This window comes from Streptomyces avermitilis MA-4680 = NBRC 14893, from assembly GCF_000009765.2.
Lineage (GTDB): Bacteria > Actinomycetota > Actinomycetes > Streptomycetales > Streptomycetaceae > Streptomyces > Streptomyces avermitilis.
Window position 1 is genome coordinate 8,898,897 of record NC_003155.5, and the last position, 18,590, is coordinate 8,917,486.

The window sequence follows — 18,590 nt, forward strand, 5'->3', positions numbered from 1 at the left end:
CCGCGTGACTGAACAGGCCGAGAAGCCCTTCCTCTACCTCGTTGTCTGCGCCGCCGGAATCGCCGCGGACGTCGGTGAGTTGATCACCGCGGCACAGGAGCGCCACTGGCAGGTCGGCGTCATCGCGACGCCGCTCGCCACGGGCTTCTTCGACACCGCCGCGGTCGAAGCGCGGACCGGCCGCCCGCTTCGCTCGGCCTGGCGCTCCCCGGGTGACCCGCGCCCCTTCCCGGCACCCGACGCCGTGGTCGTCGCGCCCGCCACCTTCAACACGGTCAACAAGTGGGCGGCGGGCATATCCGACACCCTCGCGCTGGGCACCCTGTGCGAGGCGTACGGACTCGGTGTCCCGATCGCCGTCCTGCCCTGCGTGAGTGCGGCGCTGACGGCCCACCCCGCATACCGGGCGAGCCTGGAGCGGCTGCGGGGCATGGGGGTGCGGTTCGGCGACCCGTACTCCGGGGACGTGGGGGAGGACGGCCGGCGCCCGGAGTTCCGGTGGGAGCGGGCCCTGGATCTGCTCGACGGCCGATGACGGTGCCCGCGGCCCCCGACGCCGCGGCGAGGACGGCCGGTTGCCGTCAGTGGCCGGAGCATCGCGCGCTGCTCCGGCCGGAGGTGGTCACCGTGGGCGCGTACGACCTCCACGGTCTTCCTGCCCGCCTCGCTCCGGCCCGGTCGCGGCTCCACGGTGACCCGGCCGTCCACACCGGCGCCGCCGCGCAGCCAGGGACGGCGGCCGGCGAGGCCGCCCCGAGCAGCAGCCGACGGCGTACGGTCGCCCGCGTCGTCGCGGCCTGACGTCAGCGGGTCCGGCGGATGTAGTCCGTGCTGCCGGGCGTCGACACCAGCACGTCCCGGCGCACGATGCTCAACCGGCCGCCGTAGCCCGAACGGGCCTTGCGCAGACCGCTGTCGGTGTACTCGATGACGAGCACCCGGTCGTCGAACGCCTTCGCGTACGCCCCGCACTCGTCGTACGCGCCGCACTCCTCCGCCACCGCGAAGTCGAGCCCCGCCTTCTTTCTCACCCCGGCCAGCTCCACCGTGTTCTTCTGCGCGATGGCCAGGTGCCGGGCGTGCGCGTGGGCCGAGAGCAGGCGGACGAAAGCGGTGGCGTCCTGGGCGGTGAGCAGGTGCCGGGAGCGGGTGTAGCTGTCGTAGTTGTCCGGTTCGACCGCGTCGAAGCCCTTGGCGGCGCAGCCGTCGATCCAGCGGTTGACGCGCGCCGCCACCCGCTCGCGCTTGGCCGCCGTGCCGATGTCGAGCAGCGGCTCGTCCCAGTCGCGGTCGATGACCACCTTGCCCCGCGCGTCCCGCAGCAGGAGATCGGCGGGCCACTTCCCCCGCTCGCTCGGCTGGGCCTGGAAGGCGTTGACGTAGCAGACGTTGTAGAGGCCGGGCGCGGGCGAGGCCGCACGGTCGCGGCTGACGACGCGGACGCCGGACGGCGGGCGGTAGGCGCCGCCGATCTGGTAGTCGAAACCGGCGTGGAGCGGGGGGAGCCGGACGGAGGTGGGCGCGGTGGCCGTGGCGTCCGGCTTCGGTTTCGGGGAGGCGTCGGTGGGGCCTCCGTCGGCACCGCAGCCCACGAGCGCCGTGAGGGCCATCAGCGCGGCGGCCGTGCCGGCTCCTGCGGCACGGGCAACACGCTTGACGGGCATGTCCGCTCCATCAATCGCGAGTACGACCCCGCCTCGGACGCTTCGGCGTTCCTGGCGACTCTGGCCGGGCTTGGACGTGACTCCGCTACCGGCTGGGCGCACCTCTGTGTGCCGGAGCGCGCGGCCCGGCACGCCAAGATCAAAGCCGTTCGCGACGGCCCGCGTCAAGGCCGTGCCGCCGTCGTGGTCACGATCACGCCACCGCGCGGGCGGCCGGTCGCCCGACGGGGGCGCGACACGGCGACGCCCCGCCGGCGCTCGGTCCGCTCATGGAGCCCCGCGCCCCGGCCGGGTGAACCTTCCCGTGGAACCCTGACCCGCGGTCTATTGTCAGGACATGACAGGAGACCGCATCGCGCTGGCCGTCCACGACCACGGGGGCGACGGCTCACCCCTGCTCCTTCTGCACGGCGCCCGGCGCACCCTCGCCGACTGGGCCGCCGTCGCCCCGCTCCTCGTACCGCGGCACCGGGTGCTGTCCGTCGATCTGCGCGGCCACGGTCTGTCCCCGTCCGGGCCGTGGAGCCTCCCCGAGGTGCTGGGCGACATCGAAGCGGTCATGGAGGAGTACGGGATCCCCGGCGCGCTGCCGGTCGGCCACTCCCTCGGCGGCATGATCGCGGTGCTGTACGCCCTGGAGCACCCGGAGGTGACACCCGGCGCGGTGAACCTCGACGGATACGGGTGGGGGCGACCGGACCAGTACGTCGGGCTCGACGCGGAGTTTGTGGCGGAACACCGCCGGCGGCTGCCGAAACTGGCCGCCGCGACCTGGGGACAGCCCCTGCTCGCCGGCGGACTCAAGGACCTGCTCGCCCGGGAGCGGGCGACGTCGGACCGGCTGGGCATCCCGTACGAGCTGCTGGAGGCGGGCGTACTGCGCTCCGTCCGCGAACGGCCCGGAGGCGGCCTCGAGGTGCGCCCCGAGCGCAGGCACGCGCTGGAAATGCTGGACTTCATCGAGTCGTTGGACCTCTTCGCCCTGTTCCGGCGGATGACCCGCCCCCTGCTGCTCGGCTGCGCTCTGCGGCCCGCGGCGTCCGTCCCGGGACTGAAGTGGTTCGACGACCTGATGGCCGCCTACGCCCGAGGGCTCGCCCGCGACCTCGCCGAACTGGCCGCCCAGCGACCAGATGTGACGCTCGCTCAGATCGACAGCACACATGACATGCTGCTGGAGAACCCGAGGGCGGTCGCCGACGCCATCCTCGACTTCGCCTCCTGACGCCGGCCGTACCGAAGCCCGCTGGACGGGGGCGCCGCCCGAACCTGCCGAGCCGGCTGGCGGCGGCGTGTCGCTCTCGCCGTCCCGTCTCGCGCACCTCGTCGCCGAGCCGCTCGGCCGGTCCCCGATGCGGGCGCTGCGCGACGCCGGGCTGCCGCACGCCGCACGGCTCCTGGAAGCCACCGAGCTGTCCGTCGAGCGCGTGGCCGCCGCCTCCGGATTCGCCGACCCGTTCCCCTTCGGCCGGGCATTCCGGCAACGCTACGGAAGCCCGCTCGGCCGTCTACCGGACCGGCCTCGAACGCAACGGTCCCTGAATTCCGGGCAGAAGGGGGACGGGACGTTACCCGAATTCCCGCCGTAGGGCGAACCGGCTGACCTTTCGTCAACTTCATGGCCCCCGCATGAATTGTGGAAAGTGAGGAGGGCGCTTGTTGACTCTCGGTGACCTGTGCAAAAGTGTGATCGTCAGCGCGCGGTCAATTGATTTTTCCGCTGCGCGTCTACGGCGTTCCTGTTCGCCGCCCGCTTCGAAAGAGCCGTCCGGGACGGGTGTTCGGGATGTCGGACCCCCACAAGGATGCTGCCTCCGTGTTGCCGGTCGGGCAGTGCGTCCAATGGTCTGGACTATTTCCTGCGGAACTTTGGAGGAAAGTGGACGTGAATGATGGGGTCCGGTCGAATTCCCCCGACCCCGCCGCGTCGCACGAGGTGACGGACGAGCAACTCGCGGCCGAGCTGAAGAAGTTCGCCGGGAAGCGGACCGTGCACTATCCGGTGAGCGAACTCCTCGCCCGGCACTGGGAGGAGGCCTTCTCCTACGCGCGACTGTGCACGGACGGGGCGCACCCCGCCGGAATGCTCACCACGGCCGCGTTCACCAGGCTGTTCGAGGAAGCCGCACGCCAGGGCGGCCCGACGGCCGCCTGGCGTCCCCAACTGCTCGTCGCGATCCGCCGGATCGCGGCGGAATGGGACTCCGACCACCGCCGGCCACTGCTCCATCCCGAACTGCGCTCCGACCCCGGGGCGACGGGCCGGGCCGCGGCCCGGCTCCTGCCGCCGGAGAACCGACGGCTCGTGTCCCGCGCGTTCCAGCGACTCGCCGAACCCGCCCGCTGCCTGCTGTGGCACACCCAGGTGGAGGGCGAGGCCATCGACATACCGGCCGCCCTGCTGGGCCTCGACGCCGACGGCGCGGCCGTGAGACTGGAACGGGCCCGCGAACAACTCCGTGAGGGCTGCCTCGACGTCCACCGGGAATTCGCCGCCGGGGACGAGTGCCGACGCTACGCGCGTCTACTCGACGTCTCGCTGCGGCGCGGCGACGATGCCCTCGACCCCGATCTGAGCGACCACATGGCCGGTTGCGCGCACTGCCGGTGCGCCGCGGAACAGCTCAACCGCTTCTACGACCGGCTCCCGGTACTGCTGGCCGAAGGAGTGCTCGGCTGGGGTGCGCGGGAATACCTCGACTCACGGGGCGAACGCGCGCCCGGGACCGTGGAGAAGGCGGCGGGCCGCCCGACCGCCGCGGCGCCGCCGGCCGTCGTGGCCGACGCCCGCATGGACTTCACGGCCGACACGGGACCGGATCCCACGGCCGGCATGCCCAAGGACTTCGCGGCCCACGCGGCACCGCGTTTTCCGGCGGGCCGCACATCGGCGGGATTCGGACCGGACGCACCGCGGGACTTCCAGGCCGGCACGGGACAGGGCCCCACGGCCGGCACGGGACAGAGCCCCACCGTCGGCACGGGACCGGGTCCCACGGTCGGCACGGGACCGGGCATCCAGGCTGGCGCGGGACCGGGCATCCAGGCCGGCGCGAGACCGGGTCTCACGGCCGACACACCGGACTTCGAGTCCGACAGGCCGGATTTCGCAGCCGCCACGGGTCCGGACGGCACGGAGGGCACGGCCGAGACAGCCGACACGGCACAGGACTTCACGGCCGGCATGCCGGAGGACTTCGCGGCCCACGCAACACGCGAGTTCCCGGCGGCCGGCACGTCGCCGGGCTTCGGGACGGACGTACCGCCGGACGTCGTGGCCGACGCGGCGCAGGACTTCGCGGTCGCGGCCGACGCGCGGCTGGACTTCGCCGCCGGTCCCGACGAGGGGCTCCCGCACGCGCCCCGGGAGAACAGGAGCCCGCACCGCTCGGCGGACCCGCACGCACCCGGCCACGGCGGCACCGCGCGGTACCCGGCCGACGCGAACGCAGGTGCGGGCCCGGCGACCGATACCGGCAGCGCGCGTCACGCGTCCGACGCGGGCGCGGGCGCGCGCCCGTCGACCGACACCGGTGGGAGTGCGCGTCACGCGGCGGGGCCGGGTGACGGCTCCCGTTCGGCGCGCGCCGTGCCGCCCGCGGGTCCCCGTTCGGCGCACAAGGCACGTCGGCGCGCCCTGCGCCGCCGTCGGCACGTCGCCCTCGCCGTGCTGACGGTGAGCGCGTGTGTATTCGTTCCGCTGGCCCTGTGGTCCGGTTCCTGGTCGGGCGGGGGCGGCACGGCCGCCGGCCGCTCGTCCGGCGAACCCGGCACCGGCACGGAGTCGGGCAGCTCCGGCTCGCTGCCCTGGGTCGGCGCCGCCGCCGCCGCGCCGAGCGGCACCGTCCAGGGACGGATCCGCAACGCGGACAGCGGGCTGTGCATCGGCATCGGCAAGAACAAGGCCGTCGCCGGGGCGGAGGCCGTGCTCGTCGACTGCACGTCGTCCGCGACCCAGCGCTGGGAGTACGAGACGGACGGCCTGCTGCGCAGCCTGGCCGCGCCCGAACTGTGTCTGGACTCCCACCTCGGCTACTCGGTCCAACTCGCGGCGTGCGCGGGGGAGTCCCAGCCAGGGACGAAGAACGTGCGGTACGACTTCACTCTCCAGGGCTCGCTCGTGCCGCGCTGGAACCAGGACCTGGCCCTGACCTCCGCCTCCGGCGGCCGCGGGGCCGCGCTCGTGCTGAAGCCGCGCACGGACAGCGAGTCCCAGCGCTGGCTGGCCGACACCTCCAACGATCTGGAGATGCAGTCGGTCAACTGGGGCATCGGCAGTGAGTCCACCGCTCCGACGACCAGGTCCGCGAAGTCGTCAGCGACGCCCACCCCGGCCGGCACGCCCACGACCGGCACGCCGAAGTCGTCCCGTACGCCGTCGACCGGTTCCGTCACCTCCGGGGGCGCCTCCGGAGGCTGGTGCTATTACCCGTACTGCTCGTCGAACGGACAGGGTGGCTGGCCGACCTCCGGAGGCTCCGGCGACTCCGGCGGAGGTTACGGCGGCGGCGGAGGCTACGGCGATTCCGGCGGTTCCGGCACGGGGAACGGCGGAGGCGGCGGTGGCCGGGGATGACCCTGGTGTCAGGCGCCGAAGAGCTGGAGTGACAGCCACAGTGCCGTCACGGCCGGGACGAGTGCCGCCGGTACGGCGATCAGGCCGAGCCGGGTGAATTCCCTCAGGTCGACGCCGTGATCGTGCTGGTGCAGGATCCGCCGCCACAGCAGGGTGGCCAGGGATCCCGCGTACGTGAGGTTGGGGCCGATGTTGACGCCGAGCAGCATGGCGAGCACCGGCCCGGACCCCGCGGGGGCGGTCAGCGGCAGCAGCACGAGCACGGCCGGCAGGTTGTTGATCAGGTTCGCCAGCACGGCGGCGAGCGCGGCGATGGCCAGCAGGGCGGGCAGCCCGGTCCCGTCGGGCAGCAGGCGGCCGAGGGCGTCGGAGAGCCCGTTGTCCACGACCGCCCGTACGACGATGCCCAGCGCGAGGACGAAGGCGAGGAAGCCGGGTGCCGCGGCCCGCACCACGGTGAGCGGGGTGGCGCGCCGCCGGACCAGCGCCCGGCCGGCGAGCACGAGCGCACCGGCCAGGGCGGACCAGGCCGGGTCGATGCCGAGCGCGGAGGCCACGACGAAGCCCGCCAGGGTGCAGACCACGGTGACCAGCGCGAACAGTGGCATCGCGGGCGGTGCCTCGTCGACGGCCGCCGACGAGGCGGCCGTGCCGAGGTCGCGGCGGAAGAAACGCCGGAAGACCACGTACTCGGCGCCGATGGCCACCAGCCACGGCAGTGCCATCAGTGCCCCGAAGTGGGTGAAGCTCAGGCCCGCGGCGCTGAACGCCAGCAGGTTGGTGAGATTGGAGACCGGCAGCAGCAGCGAGGCCGTGTTCGACAGGTGGGTGCAGGCGTACACGTGCGGCTTCGGCCGGGCGCCCATGCGGGCTGCCGTGGCGAACACCACGGGTGTGAGCAGGACGATGGTGGCGTCCAGGCTGAGTACGGCCGTGATCGCCGAGGCGAGCGCGAAGACGGCGGTGAGCAGTCGCCCGGGGCGGCCCGCCGCCCACCGCGCCATCCAGGCTCCGCAGGCCCGGAAGAGACCTTCGTCGTCGCAGCAGCGGGCGAGCACGAGGACCGCGGCGAGGAACCCGATCACCGGCCCCAGGTGCTCGGCCTCCTCGCGCACGTGGTCCCAGGAGATCGCTCCGGTGGCCATCGCGATCCCGGCGGCGGGCACCGCGACGACCGCCTCCGGCCAGTTGAAGGGACGCACGACGGCACAGACGAGCACGGCGACGAGCAGGCCGATGGACAGGGTCTCGGCGAACGGGGTGTTCAGGTCTCGGTCCTCCCGGACACAGTCGGCTTTCCCACCCCATCGAACCAGGTACGCCACGAACCACCACCGACGGGGTCGTCCCATCGGCCGACCGGCCCCGGCCCCTCACTCGTACGTCAGCGGGAGCTCCGCCCAGATCGTCTTGCCGTCGGGCGTGTGCCGGCTGCCCCAGCGCTGGGTCAGCTGGGCGACCAGGAGCAGTCCGCGGCCGCCCTCGTCGAAGGTCCTGGCGCGGCGCAGATGGGGGGCGGTGTGGCTGGCGTCGGACACCTCGCAGATGAGCGTGGTGGCGTCGTGGATGAGGCGGAGCCGGATGGGGTGGTCGCCGTACCGGATCGCGTTGGTGACGAGCTCGCTGACCACGAGCTCCACGGTGAACGCGGCCTCGCTCAGGTGCCACGTGTCCAGCTGCCCCACCACCTGCTTGCGGATCGCCGCGACCAGCGCCGGGTCCGCGGGGATGTCCCACGTCGTGACCTGGGACGCGGGCAGCCCGTAGGTGCGGGCGAGCAACAGCGCCACGTCGTCGGCCACTCCGCAGGCCGGGAGCAGGGCGTGCAGGATCCGGTCGCAGGCCTCGTTCAGGGAGGAGCCGCGGGAGCCGGACAGGGCGTCGCACAGCAGCTGGTGGCTCGCGCCGACGTCCCGCTCCCGGCTCTCGATCAGACCGTCGGTGTACAGGCCGAGCACGGTGCCCTCGGGAAGGTCGACCACGGCGGACTCGAAGGGCAGCCCGCCCAGGCCCAGCGGCGGGCCGGCCGGCAGCTTGATCTGCCGCGGCCGCGCTCCCGGCGTCATCATCACCGGCGGCGGATGCCCGGCCCGGGCGATCGTGCACCGGCGGGAGATCGGGTCGTACACCGCGTACAGACAGGTGGCGCCCACCTCGCCGGTGGTCCCGTCCTGCCCGGCCTCCGCGGACAGCCGTACGACGAGGTCGTCCAGGTGGGTGAGGAGCTCGTCGGGAGCCAGATCGATGTCGGCGAGCGTCCGCACGGCGGTGCGCAGCCGCCCCATCGTCGCGGACGCCTGGATGCCGTGGCCGACGACGTCGCCGACGACCATGGCGACCCGCATCCCCGACAGCGGGATCACGTCGAACCAGTCGCCGCCCACCCCGGCGCGGGCGGCCGGCAGGTAGCGGGACGCCGCCTCCAGCGCGGCTGTCAGCGGCAGGGTCCGCGGCAGCAGACTGCGCTGCAGCGCCAGCGCGGTCTCGCGCTCGCGGGAGAACCGGCGCGCGTTGTCGATACAGACGGCGGCCCGGGCCGTCACCTCCTCGGCCAGCAGGACGTCGTCCGCCGTGAACGGATCGGGCCGCCGGAACCGGGTCAGGACGGCCACCCCGAGGGTCGCCCCGCGGGCCTGGATCGGTACCGACATCGAGGAGTGGATGCCGTACTCGTGGATGCGCTGTTCACGCCGCCGGTCCCAGCCGAGCCACTCGGCGAGCGTGGCCCGGTCGTCCGGGGCGACGATCGTCCGGCCGGCCACCAGTGAGTCCGCCTGCGGCGAGGAGGCGGGGTAGACGTCCACCTGTCCGGGCCTGACCACCGCCTCGGGGGAGCCGGGATTCACCGACTGGTGGGCGGCGCGGCGCAGCGAGACCGGTGCGGTGAGCGACCTGGGGTAGGGCTCGGCCCCGTCCTGCGACGGGTCCAGCAGATCGACGCTGACGAAGTCGGCGAGCGCCGGTACGCAGACGTCCGCCAGCTCCTGGGCGGTGCGGGTGACGTCGAGGGTGCTGCCGATACGGACGCTCGCCTCGTTCACCAGCTGCAGCCGCTCCCGGGCCAGGTACTGGTCGGAGAAGTCGTGGGCGGTCACACAGGCGCCGTGCACCCGGCCGGCGTCGTCGGTCAGCGGGGCGAGCCGGGCGAGCCAGGCGTGTGCGCGCTCCTCCCCGCCGGAGCGCATGTACGTCTGCACATCGCGTCTCTCCCCGCTGGCGAGCACCTCGCGCAGGTGCCGCTCCATCTCCTCGTTCTCGGGCTTGCCGCCGATCTCCGAGAGCCGCAGACCGCGGATGCGGTCCTCCGGAAGTCCGATCATGTCGGCCATCGCGTCGTTGATGCCGTGCAGCCGCAGGTCGGTGTCGTAGACCGCGGTCGCGCACGGCGACATGGTCAGCGCGCTCCTCATCAACGGGTCGTCCTGCGGGCGCGGGCCGAGGCCGCCCAGCGGGGTGACCAGCAGCCAGTCCCCGGCGCCGTTGGCGGGGGCCCGCTGTCTGTGGTGGGCGAGCAGCCACACGGACAGGGTGCGGCCGTCGCGGTGGCGCAGCTCGAGGGTGCCGCTCCAGCGGTCGCCGGACGGCCGCGGCGGATGTCCGGCACCGCCGAGGACCAACAGGTCCGCGACCGGACGGCCCTCGACCTCCTCCGGCGTGTAGCCGAGGAGCCGGCGGGCGCCCTCGTTCCAGTCGACCAGGACGCCGCTCTCGTCGATGACAGCCCGAGCCGTGGCGGCCTCGCCGCCGGAAGGCAGGTCCGGGCTCATCGTCGCCACTCCCTTGCGCACACTCTCAGTGAACAGGCGCGTCACACGGGTTCCAGCCTAGTGCGTGCCCCGATTCCGCACCCGGAACATGACTTCACGGCCCGCATCCGGGCGCCGCGGGCCGGCGCCCGTCCGTCCCGTCCTGCCGCGGTGGCGATCCGGCCGATGCGACGCGAGAGACAGAAGTGAGTGGACGGACCCTTGACGCGCATAAGTGTTCCTCCGTCAGAATCTGTTTGTTCACGATCAGTTGTGAGTACTTTTGAGCCGTTAACGAGGGAGAGTCGCCATGACGGTCACTCGCAGATCGGTTTTGATCGCCGGTACGGCCGCTCCGGCGGCCGGCGCACTCACGGGCATCGGGGGCGCGCCGGCCGTGGCCTCGGCCGGCGCCCCGGGCCGCCACACCGTCGCCCTCCGCGACGGCTGGCGCTTCGCGCTGGTCAACCCCGGCGGGATCACCGACCCGACCGGCGCGTACGCCGACGCCGCCGACCCCGGCCACGACGACTCGGGTTGGCGCGAGGTCGCCGTCCCGCACGACTGGAGCATCGAGCAGACGCCCACCACGCAGTACGGCACCACGAGCGGCACCGGCTTCCTGCCGGGCGGCCTCGGCTGGTACCGCACCGCCTTCACCCTGCCGTCCGCCCTCGCCGGCAAGCGGATCTCCGTCGAGTTCGACGGCGTCTACATGGACTCGTACGTCTACTGCAACGGCACGGAGGTCGGCCGCCACCCCTACGGATACACCGGGTTCGCGTTCGACCTCACCGACCTGCTGCACACCGACGGCACCACCGAGAACGTCATCGCCGTCAAGGTGCAGAACCGACTCCCCAGCAGCCGCTGGTACTCGGGCAGCGGCATCTACCGGGAGGCCCGGCTCGTGGTCACCGAGCCGGTGCATGTGCGGCGCTGGGGAACGTACGTCACGACGCCGGACATCACCGAGGAGCGGGCGGTCGTACGGGTGCGGACGACCGTCGTCGACGCGTCGGGTGCCGGGAGCGAGGTCCAGGTCGTCTCCCGGATCGTCGGCCCCGACGGCCGTACCGCCGCCCGTACGACGTCCACGGTGACCGTCGCTGACCAGGGCACCCAGACCCATGAACTCACCGTGAAGAAGCCCCAGTTGTGGGACTTCGCGCACCCGCACCGCTACACCCTGGAGACCGAACTCCGGGTCGGCGGCAAGCGGACCGACACCCACCGCACCACCTTCGGCATCCGCCGTGTCACCGTCGACCCGGACGAGGGCTTCCATCTCAACGGCACCCACGCCAAGATCAGGGGCGTCGATCTGCACCACGACCAGGGCGCGCTCGGGGCCGCGATCAGCATCGACGCCGTACGCCGCCAGATGACCATCATGAAGTCCATGGGCGTCAACGCCTTCCGCACCTCCCACAACCCGCCCTCGCCCCAGATGATCGAGGTCTGCGAGGAACTGGGCATCGTGATGGTGGTGGAGGCCTTCGACTGCTGGCGGACCGGCAAGACGAGGTACGACTACGGCCGGTTCTTCGACGAGTGGTGCGAGAAGGACGCCACCGAGATGGTGCTCGCGGCCCGTAACTCGCCCGCCGTGGTCCTGTGGTCCATCGGCAACGAGATCCCCGACTCGACGTCCACCGCCGGGCTCGCCATGGCCGACCGCATCATCGGTGCGATCAAGGCGGCCGACGACACCCGCCCGCTCGTCATCGGCTCGGACAAGTACCGCAACGTCCCGGCCAAGGGCTCGGCGGCCGACCTCATGCTCGCCAAGCTCGACGGACTCGGCCTCAACTACAACACCGCCAAGTCCGTGGACGCCCTGCACGCCGCCTACCCCCACCTCTTCCTCTTCGAGTCGGAGTCGTCGTCGGAGACCTCGACCCGTGGCACGTACCAGGAGCCCGAGCACCTCAACACGGGCGAGAACCACACGCCCGGCAAGCGCGCGACCTCCTCGTACGACAACAACCTCGCCTCCTGGACGATGAGCGGCGAGTACGGGCACAAGAAGGACCGGGACCGGAAGTGGTTCGCCGGGCAGTTCCTGTGGTCGGGCATCGACTACATCGGGGAGCCCACGCCGTACGACGTCTTCCCGGTGAAGGCGTCCTTCTTCGGCGCGGTCGACACGGCCGGCTTCCCCAAGGACATGTACCACCTGTTCAGGAGCCAGTGGACGAGCGAGCCGATGGTCCATCTGCTGCCCATGAGCTGGAACCACCAGGCGGGCGACACGGTCGAGGTCTGGGCGTACGCCAACGTCGACACCGTCGAACTGTTCCTCAACGGAAAGTCCCTGGGCACCAGGACGTTCGACACCAAGAAGACCACCGACGGCCGTACGTACTTGGAGACGACGGAGGCCACCGGCGACGACAAGACGGTCACCGACGGCCCCCACCCCGGGAGTTACACCAGCCCGAACGGCAGCGCGGGCAAGCTCCACCTCGTCTGGAAAGTGCCCTACGAACCCGGGGAGCTGAAGGCGGTGGCCCGCCGCAACGGCAGGGCGGTCGCCACCGACGTCCTGCGGACCGCCGGTGCGCCCCACGCCGTTCGCCTCACCCCCGACCGCTCGGCACTGGCCGCCGACGGCCGGGCGCTGTGCTTCGTGACCGCGGAGATCGTCGACGCCCGCGGTGTGGTGGTGCCCGACGCCGAGCACCTGCTCTCCTTCGCCGTGAGCGGCGGCTCCCTCGCCGGCGTCGACAACGGCCGGGAGGAGAGCGCCGAGCGCTACCAGGCAAGCACGCGAACCGCCTTCCACGGCAAGGCACTTGCCATCGTGCGCTCCGGTACGAAGGCGGGGACCCTGAAGGTGACCGCACGCTCGGAAGGCCTGCGTACGGCCACCGCGACCGTGCGCACCACCCCCGCGCGCTCCACGGCGACCACCCCCGCCGCCGAGTTCCGGCCCGACCACCCGGCGGCCCCCGACTCGCCCTCGGCCGACGCGAGTTACTCCGGCCGCCCCGACACCCTCCCCGCGGCCATGCTCGACGGCGACCCGACCACCGGCTGGTCCAACGCCTTCGCCAAGTCGGCCACGGCTCTGCTGCCCGCCTTCAGTGGCGCCCGGCCCGAGGACTGGGTGTCGGTCACCTGGGCCCGCGCCCGCGCCTTCGACCGCGTCGAGGTGTCCTTCACCGTCGACGCGACGCACACCCGGCCCGCCTCCGTCGAGGTCCAGGTCGGGGACGGTGACCGCTACACGCCCGTGTCAGGCGCCACCGTGGACTGGGCCACCGGGTCCGACGCGCCGACCGTGGTCACCTTCGACGCGGCACGCGGCGCACGGCTGCGTCTCGTCCTGACCAGCGCACACCCCGGCGCCGCCGACGGAGCGGTACGGATCAGCCGGCTGGAGGTCCCGCCCAGCTGACGGCAGCCCCCGCTCGCGCGCGGTCGGCGTGTACCGCCCGCGCGAGCGGCTGCCGCACGGTGACGTACGCGGTGTGCGGCAGCCGCTCTGAAGGCACCGCCGCCGGGCGGCCGGCCTCGCCCCTTCGGCCCCGTCCACCAGCTCGCCCGGGCCGCCCGCGTTCTGCGGGCCCACCTCGGAGAGGCGGACCTCGCGGCCTGGGCCGCACCGGGGGCCTGGCCCTGCTCAAGCCCCTGCCGAGCGCCAACGCCCGCTTCGCCCGCGCCACGGCGGTCACCCACATGTTCGTCAGCGGGGTGGGGTTCGACCCGCCGTACGGCGCGCTCGTCGACCTCGTCCGCGATCCGATGTCCGGCGAGGCGGACGTCTATGGCGCGGCGGACCGGCTGCGTTCCTGGCAGATCCGAGCGGATGCGGCCTCCTCGGGGCCGCCGACCGAGGGCGGAAGGATCGGGGTCGGCGGCCCGTTTCGCGCGGGAGAGCCGCCGTCCTGCGCGGGGCCTCCGAGAAGGGCCGCTTTCAGTGGACTACGGAGTTCCGCGCGCCGGGAGCGTGCGCGGGGCGTCGGCGCGTGCGCCCGGTTCACACGGGGCGCATGGAATATCGAAAGCCGGTGCGAGCAGCGCGAGTTGCTCCGTGGACCTGACCATTTTTCAAATGGTGTGGATGTTGTTCAAGTGCCTTGTTGGGCGTCAGTCACGTGTGCAAGGGTTACCTTCCTGCGCATGGGAAACGGTCGGGTCCGCATCTCTGTTCGCTATTCCGGGCTGTCGACGAGCTCAAAAGGCTCATCGGCCGACGGCCCGCCGCGTGGCCTCCGCCCTCGGACGTTTTCCTGACGCTTCCGTCAAGAAGGGCCGCATCAACCGGACTCTTTTCGACGAACAGAACTTTGTGTGCCATCTTGCGCCGTGGAAGGAAACCCCTCCGTGCACACCCCCCACCCTCCTCGCCCGCTTTATCCCCCGCGCCCGGCCATGCCTCCCGGAGAATCGGACGAGAGTCTCGGCGGCCAGCTGAGAGGCCGGCCGGAGGGCGCGGCCCCCCATCCCGTCGCGCTGCTGATGGCGCGGCACTGGGAGTCGACGTACGACTACGCCGTCATCTGCCTCGCGTCTTCGGCGAACGTCGCGTCCATCGTCACCGCCGGCGCCTTTCAGCAGGTCGTCGGGCGCCTGATGCGGTCCGGCTCCGCCGCCGCCGTGCGGCCCGCGCTGCTCGTGGCGGTGCGGGACACGGTCCGGGAGTGGTCCGCCGAAGAGCGGATATCCGGCGTTCTGCCGGAGCTGAGGAAACCCGCCGGGGGGCGTGGTATGCGGGCCGCGAAGTCCCTGACACCCGAGAATCGGGTTCTCGCCGAGCGCTCTTTCCTGACGCTCCCGGGCCTCTCCCGATGCCTGTTGTGGCACACCGAGGTCGAAGCCGAGAGCATATCCGTACCGGCCGGTTTGTCGGGCATCGGCACCGACACCGCGACGGCCGCTCTGGAACAGGCCCGCGAACAATTCCGTGAAGGCTGTGTGCGCGCCCACCGGGAGCTGGCGCCGACCAAGGAATGCCGCCTCTACAACCGGCTCCTCGATGTGCCGATTCGCCGTGGTGGCGCCTTGCTTCCCGATGTCCAGCGGCATCTTCTGGGGTGCCGCTTCTGCCGTAACGCCGCCGAGCAGCTCAGCCATTTCGAGGGCGCGCTCGGCGGTCTGCTCGCCGAAGCGGTACTCGGCTGGGGTGCCCGGCGCTATCTCGAGTCCAGACCGGGACGCACCCCGTACGGAGGGCGCGCTCGGGGCGTGTCCGGCTCGGGCGGGCGCCCGGGCAGCGGCGGGCGCCACCGGCTGCTGGCCCAGATCCCCGCCCCGGGCCGCCGCACCCCGGTGGGGGAGCGCGGCGCGCGGGCAGTGCTCACCGGCGTCGGTATCGCCTCCGCCGCCGTCCTTGCCACCTTCCTCGTCACGGGCCTGTGGTCGAACGACGACGGGAACGTCGACCCGACCGCCTCCACGAGCGCGAGCGGCGGCCGTACGACCGTCTTGCCCACCCCCGGCTCGCAGATCCCGCCCACGGTGTCGTCGCCCCCCGACTCGGCCGGCCTGCCCACCACGCCCCGGCAGACCCGGCTGCGCAACCTCGCCGCCGACCTGTGCCTCGACGTCCGGGGCGAGGCGAAGGCCGGCGCGGGAACCAAGCTCGCGGTGTGCTCCTCCGCATGGACCCAGCAGTGGACGTACGAGAAGGACGGACTGCTGCGCAGCGTGGCCGACCCCGAACTGTGCCTGGACTCCGGTGCGGTCGACGGGGTCGCGGAGCTCGGCCGCTGCGTCGCCGAGAGCTCCGCCCACGGCGGCGACGTGCGTTACGACCTGACCGTGCAGGGCGAGGTGCTGTCCCGCCGCAAGGGCAGCCTCGCCGTCACACCCGGCAACACCGATCCGGACGCCGACATCGTCGTCAAGGTACGGGACGGTTCCGACAAGCAGCGGTGGCTGACCGACTCCCCGTCGGACCAGCCCGAGTCGCTGTCGATCGCCGGTACGACACCCCCGTCGGCCACGCCCGCCACCGATGCGCCTGCCGCCACCCCCGCGCCCACGCCCGTGCCCGCGTCACCGGGCACCCGGCTCACGGACGCCCCGGTCGCCTCGTCCGCGCCCCCGTCGGAGAACTACGGGGAACGCCGGTCCCTGACGGTCACGGACACCTCCACCCCCGAGCCGGTGCTGCCGCTGACCGTTCACCTGCCCGACCTGCTGGGCGAGATCGGCGTCGGCCTGTAGCGGCCGAACGCGTGGCTGCCGCCCCACGGCGACAGCCACGCGCCGCCGGCCCACAACGGCGAGGCGACGTTGCCGCGCGGCAACAGGACCTAGGACACGAGGTCGCGCGGCGTCTCGCCGGCCACGAAGTCGGCGGCGTTCTGGACGGCGGCCAGTGCGATCCGGACGAGCGTCTCGCGGGTGACGCCGGCGACATGCGGCGACAGGACCACGTTCGGCGCCCTGAGCAACCGCAGGGCGGACGTGGGCGGTTCGGGGTCGAAGACGTCGATGCCCGCTCCGGCGAGCGCGCCCTTCTCCAGTGCGTCCGCGAGGGCGTCCTGGTCGATCAGGGCGCCCCGGGCGGTGTTGATCACGAACGCGGTGGGCTTGAGCAGCGCGAGCCGGTCGGCGTCGAGGAGATGGCGGGTCGCCTCGGTGAGCGGCGCGTGCAGGGTGACGTAGTCGGCGGTGCGCAGCAGCTCGTCGAGCCCGACGTGACGCGCCCCGCCGAGCCGGGCCTCCCTCTCCGCGCCGACGCGCTCCCGGCCCGCGTACACGATGCGCATGTCGAACGCGACGGCACGCCGGGCGACTTCCTCCCCGATGTGCCCGAGCCCGACGATGCCGAGGGTCTTGCCGGACAGCTCCGTGATGGACCGCTGGAGCCTCGGCAGCGCCCAGTCGGCGTCGACGAGCGCGGTGTGCGCCGGGACCAGCTGCTTGGCCAGGGCCAGCATCAGCGCGAACGTCTGCTCGGCCACGTTCTGCTGCTCCGCGCCGCTGGAGCCGATGTTGCACACGGGCAGGCCCCTGGCGCGCGCGGCGTCCAGATCGACGTAGTCGAAGCCGTGGCTCGCGCACTGGATGAGCTGCAACTCCGGTGCCGCGGCGATGTGTTCGGCGGTCACCGGGCCGAGGCCCGTGATGATGACGTGGGCCTCGCGCAGTGCGGCGGGGTCCTCGTCGGTCGCCTCGACGACGGTGACGCGGGCCTGGCCGGGGAAGACCGAGGCGAGCGCGGCCCCCGCGCCGCGGCCGCCGACATGGGGCGGGACGACGGCGAGGACGTTCTTGGTGACGGTCATACGGTTTCCTCGATCAGGTCGTCGGGGCTGAGCGTCCCCGGCCCGGCGTGCCCGGACAGCGCCAGGGTGAGGTCGAACTCGGCGAGCAGACAGCGCACGACGTGCTCGACGCCCGCCTGCCCGTCGAGTCCGAGCCCGTACGCGTACGGTCGTCCGACGAGCACCGCCCGCGCGCCGAGCGCGAGCGCCTTGAAGATGTCGTCGCCCGTGCGGATCCCACTGTCGAAGAGGACGGTCAGCCGGTCGCCCGCCGCCTCCACCACACGCGGCAGCGCGTCGGCCGCCGCCACGGAACCGGCGACCTGGCGGCCGCCGTGGTTGGAGACGACCACACCGTCCATCCCGGCGCTCGCGGCCCGCCGGGCGTCGTCCGGGTGCAGGATGCCCTTGAGGACGATCGGGCCGTCCCAGTTCTCCCGCAGGAACTCGAGGTCGGGCCAGGTCTTGCCGGGGTCCGCGAACATGCTCACGAAGTGCATCACGGCAGCGTTCGGATCCTCGTGCACCGGCTTGGCCAGGCCCGCCCGGAACGCCGGGTCGGTGAAGTAGTTGGCGGTGCCCACGCCGTGCAGGAACGGCAGATACGCCTGGTCGAGATCCCGCGGCCGCCAGGCCAGCAGCGGCGTGTCGAGGGTGACGAACAGCGCGGTGTACCCGGCCGCCTTCGCCCGGTTCAGGAAGCTCCGGGTGACCTCGCGGTCCTTCGCCCAGTACAGCTGGAACCAGCGCTCCGCGTCGCCCATCGCCTCCGCGACCCGCTCCATGGGGGTGCTGGAGGCCGAGGACAGGATGTACGGGACACCCTGCGCGGCGGCGGCCCGCGCGGCGGCGGACTCCGCGTCCGGGTGCATGATCGACAGCACGCCGACCGGGGCGAGCGCCAGCGGCGCGGGCAGCGTCCGCCCCAACACCTCGACGGACAGGTCGCGTTCGTGCACATCACGCAGCATCCGGGGCACGATCCGGCGCCGGTCGAGCGCGGACCGGTTGGCGCGGGCGGTGCTGCCATTGCCCGCGCCGCCCGCCACATAGCCGACCGGACCGGGGCCGAGCCGCTGCTCGGTGAGTTCCTCCAGCCGAGTCAGATCGGTGGGCAGCCGCGGTACGGCACCCGTCATTCCGTTCAGATAGATCTCGTACTGGAAGTCGGCCCAGTGCTTGGCCATCCGTACGTCCCGCCTCTCGTCCGTGAGACCGCGCTGTACGCCGTCGATCCTGGCGACTGCGACAAGATCCGTCCACTGTGGTGCGCACATCGCCCGGTGGGAACCCTCACCCGGTGACAGGCGAGTCCGCAGACCTCGGAGAACGCAGCCGGCAGCGGACGGTCGCCGAGCCGCGGCTGCTCCGCCTCTGAGCG

The 18,590-nt window shown here is 72.6% G+C and carries 12 protein-coding genes and 1 pseudogene; 8 read left to right on the forward strand and 5 right to left on the reverse strand.

Annotation, left to right across the window (positions count from 1 at the left end; genetic code table 11):
* Positions 1–4 precede the first annotated feature (4 nt).
* The gene (locus tag SAVERM_RS38365) at positions 5–535 is read left to right on the forward strand and encodes a flavoprotein (protein WP_010988868.1); all 531 of its coding nucleotides are present in this window, start codon (positions 5–7) and stop codon (positions 533–535) included.
* On the forward strand, positions 532–801 hold the full coding sequence (locus SAVERM_RS38370; RefSeq protein ID WP_037650884.1) for a hypothetical protein: 270 nt from the start codon (positions 532–534) through the stop codon (positions 799–801). The genes SAVERM_RS38365 and SAVERM_RS38370 overlap by 4 nt, the downstream gene beginning before the upstream one ends.
* Before the next feature lie 2 nt (positions 802–803).
* Here SAVERM_RS38370 and SAVERM_RS38375 read toward each other — a convergent pair whose 3' ends face one another.
* On the reverse strand, positions 804–1,664 hold the full coding sequence (locus SAVERM_RS38375; RefSeq protein WP_037650881.1) for an endo alpha-1,4 polygalactosaminidase: 861 nt from the start codon (positions 1,662–1,664) through the stop codon (positions 804–806).
* Positions 1,665–2,001: 337 nt separating this feature from the next.
* Between SAVERM_RS38375 and SAVERM_RS38380 the strand changes: the two genes are divergently transcribed.
* The 3 genes from SAVERM_RS38380 (at position 2,002) to SAVERM_RS45650 (ending at position 6,240) form a co-directional block, all read left to right on the forward strand.
* Complete coding sequence (locus SAVERM_RS38380; RefSeq protein ID WP_010988870.1) at positions 2,002–2,889, forward strand: alpha/beta hydrolase; 888 nt, start codon at positions 2,002–2,004, stop codon at positions 2,887–2,889.
* A gap of 67 nt (positions 2,890–2,956) precedes the next feature.
* Positions 2,957–3,253 (forward strand): helix-turn-helix domain-containing protein, encoded by a 297-nt coding sequence (locus SAVERM_RS38385; protein WP_037650879.1) that lies wholly within the window; start codon positions 2,957–2,959, stop codon positions 3,251–3,253.
* 296 nt (positions 3,254–3,549) lie between these two features.
* Complete coding sequence (locus tag SAVERM_RS45650) at positions 3,550–6,240, forward strand: ricin-type beta-trefoil lectin domain protein (protein ID WP_052295939.1); 2,691 nt, start codon at positions 3,550–3,552, stop codon at positions 6,238–6,240.
* A gap of 8 nt (positions 6,241–6,248) precedes the next feature.
* On the opposite strand, the gene SAVERM_RS38395 is transcribed toward SAVERM_RS45650, so the two are convergent.
* Positions 6,249–7,508, reverse strand: a complete 1,260-nt coding sequence (locus tag SAVERM_RS38395; protein ID WP_037650949.1) for an arsenic transporter — start codon at positions 7,506–7,508, stop codon at positions 6,249–6,251.
* Between the two features lie 105 nt (positions 7,509–7,613).
* Positions 7,614–10,007, reverse strand: a complete 2,394-nt coding sequence (locus SAVERM_RS38400) for a SpoIIE family protein phosphatase (protein WP_037650947.1) — start codon at positions 10,005–10,007, stop codon at positions 7,614–7,616.
* Positions 10,008–10,296: 289 nt separating this feature from the next.
* Here SAVERM_RS38400 and SAVERM_RS38405 point away from each other — a divergent pair, with 289 nt between their 5' ends.
* The 3 genes and pseudogenes from SAVERM_RS38405 to SAVERM_RS38410 all read left to right on the forward strand — a co-directional run bounded on the left by SAVERM_RS38405 (position 10,297) and on the right by SAVERM_RS38410 (position 16,163).
* A complete protein-coding gene (locus SAVERM_RS38405; protein ID WP_010988874.1) occupies positions 10,297–13,389 on the forward strand; it encodes a glycoside hydrolase family 2 TIM barrel-domain containing protein in 3,093 nt (1,030 codons plus the stop codon).
* Between the two features lie 215 nt (positions 13,390–13,604).
* Positions 13,605–13,793, forward strand: a pseudogene (locus SAVERM_RS40795) (toxin Doc); the annotation flags it as partial.
* Positions 13,794–14,366: 573 nt separating this feature from the next.
* On the forward strand, positions 14,367–16,163 hold the full coding sequence (locus tag SAVERM_RS38410; protein ID WP_078234605.1) for an RICIN domain-containing protein: 1,797 nt from the start codon (positions 14,367–14,369) through the stop codon (positions 16,161–16,163).
* An 89-nt stretch (positions 16,164–16,252) separates the two neighbouring features.
* Here the strand turns inward: SAVERM_RS38410 and SAVERM_RS38415 are convergent, their stop codons facing one another.
* Together SAVERM_RS38415 and SAVERM_RS38420 are read right to left on the reverse strand one after the other, a co-directional pair.
* Complete coding sequence (locus tag SAVERM_RS38415) at positions 16,253–17,230, reverse strand: 2-hydroxyacid dehydrogenase (RefSeq protein ID WP_010988876.1); 978 nt, start codon at positions 17,228–17,230, stop codon at positions 16,253–16,255.
* A complete protein-coding gene (locus SAVERM_RS38420) occupies positions 17,227–18,396 on the reverse strand; it encodes a lactate 2-monooxygenase (protein ID WP_010988877.1) in 1,170 nt (389 codons plus the stop codon). The genes SAVERM_RS38415 and SAVERM_RS38420 overlap by 4 nt, the downstream gene beginning before the upstream one ends.
* Positions 18,397–18,590: the final 194 nt, after the last annotated feature.